2 protein-coding genes are annotated in these 2097 nt (G+C 49.0%); one reads left to right on the top strand and one right to left on the bottom strand.

The features are described 5' to 3' along the window. On the bottom strand, positions 1 to 582 hold a 582-nt coding region (locus tag SD53_RS12450; protein WP_046520541.1), incomplete at its 3' end, for a DUF432 domain-containing protein. 283 nt (positions 583 to 865) lie between these two features. On the opposite strand from SD53_RS12450, the gene mgtE reads away from it, so the two are divergent. Then, the coding region (gene mgtE / locus SD53_RS12445; RefSeq protein ID WP_082101863.1) for a magnesium transporter at positions 866 to 2097 on the top strand (1232 nt) is incomplete at its 3' end.

The raw sequence follows: 2097 nt of genomic DNA, 5'->3' as shown, positions 1-2097 counted from the left end.
GGGTAAACTAAGCTTTTCGATACTCATCATCCGGCTGGAGTTATTTTTCACTGTGACAGGGGTCACAGCTTTGTGCACTCGCCGTGGTAACTCCTCTTTACTGTGTCTGGCCTGAGTTTTATCGGCATAACAGAGTTCACCCACCTGGGTATTGGGGCCAAACCAGGTGTCGGATAAACGTTGGCTTTGCACTTCCTGCAACATTAAATCCGGTTGCTGCAGTTCAATCCGGATGCTGACAGGACTACTGATATAGAACGTCACTTGTTCACCGGATGGTATATACACAGGTTGATGCGTTTTTACCACCACTGGCCGATCTGCCAATACAGGTTTCAAACAAAACTGTAGCGGCTCGTTCTCAAAGACGAAACGACTGGCCAAACGATGCTGTGGCCACTGTGGCAGCAGTTCAGCTTCCAGCTCCTGATGTTCTGCTTGTGCCAGTAGTTCAGTCGACAGCCGCCACTCTCCGGCTTTACGCTGTAAAAAAATCAGTAAAGGTCCCAGTTGAATTTTGCAGCTTTGCTCGTTGAGTAATGTTTGAGGTTGCCACCACAACGCCTTGTTTTCGGCAAACATATTCTGTCCTTTGGGCGGGCAGGTGTTGGTCGAACGAAATCACACACTTCTGCCGCTATTAAGTTGAGGTTAAGTGGTTACAGGAGTAAAATGATGCTTGTTTTTCGCTGTATCAGCAATAAGTTAAGCTGATATTCCTCTGCAATAACCAAGGAGAGTTCCGTTTTTATGGACGTACCCAGTCACAGGCTTAGCCTGACATACAACTTAACCCTGTAGTTTTGCTGTAGAGCACTGGTTTGTCTGAACCTTGCGACTACGGCCCGTAGTTCGAGGTGAAAACATGGAAGCCTTAGTTCTGATCCATACCTTACGTGCTGCTCTGGAGAGCGGTGATTTTTCTGTCTTATCCGTGCGTTTGGCTGATACCCACGCCGCCGACTTAGCGGGTGCTTTGGCTGAGTTTTCCACTGCGCATCAGTGGCAACTGTTAAGTTGCTTTGGGTTAAGTACACAAGCCGAAGTGTTCAGTTATTTACCCGAAGAGCAGCAGGTAGAACTGGCACATACAGTACGTCGGCAAGATTTTACCGCTGTGATTCGTCAAATGTCGTCGGATGAACGAGCTGACTTGTTCAACAAACTGTCCGATGCGCAAAAACAAGCTTTGTTACCCGCGTTGGCGCAAGCCGAACGTGATGACATCCTGAGCTTGTCCTCGTACTCTGAAGGCACAGCGGGTGCCATTATGAGTTCGGATTACGCTATGTTGTCGCCGGACTTAACTGTCACTCAAGCTATAGAGGTGCTGCGCAACGAAGCGCCAGATAAAGAAACCATTTATCTGTCTTATGTGGTCGATCAGGACCGCATTTTAATTGGTGCTCTGTCGTTGCGTGAGTTAATTTTGGCGCCCACCCATGCATTGGTCGATGATGTGATGAAACACGACCCTATCCATGTCAAAGTGGATACGGAGCAGGAAGAAGTCGCGTCATTGGTGGCCAAATACGACTTAATCGCTATTCCTGTGGTGAATGCGCAAGGACAGTTAGTAGGGATTGTCACCCACGATGACGCGATGGACGTCGCTGCCGCTGAAGCGACGGAAGACTTTCACAAAACCGCCACTATCGGCAAGCTCGAAGGCAGTGTCAAAGATGCCAAAATCAGTTTGTTGTATCGCAAGCGTGTGGTCTGGCTGGTGGTGCTGGTGTTTGGCAATATCTTTTCTGGCGCAGGTTTAGCGGCTTTTGAACAGATTATTTCACAGCACATTGCTTTGCTGTTTTTCCTACCGTTACTGATTGCCAGCAGCGGTAATGCCGGTGCTCAATCCGGCACCTTGATGGTGCGGGCTTTAGCCACGGGTGATATAAAATTACGCCACTGGGGCAAAATGCTCGGCAAAGAAGTACTGGTGGCGGGTTTGTTAGGTTTGACCATGGCGCTTGCTGTGTATGCGCTGGGTTACCGGAAAGAAGTGACTGGTGGCCTGGATGATACCCAACTACGTAACCTGGATCTGCGCCTGACTTATTTGCGTGAGCTGGAAGACAGACGTCAGGTGATCAT

It is taken from the genome of Rheinheimera mesophila (genome assembly GCF_000986865.1).
Lineage (GTDB): Bacteria > Pseudomonadota > Gammaproteobacteria > Enterobacterales > Alteromonadaceae > Pararheinheimera > Pararheinheimera mesophila.
The sequence above is the reverse complement of the archived record's forward strand: the minus strand, read 5'-3'. Positions and strand labels throughout refer to the sequence as shown.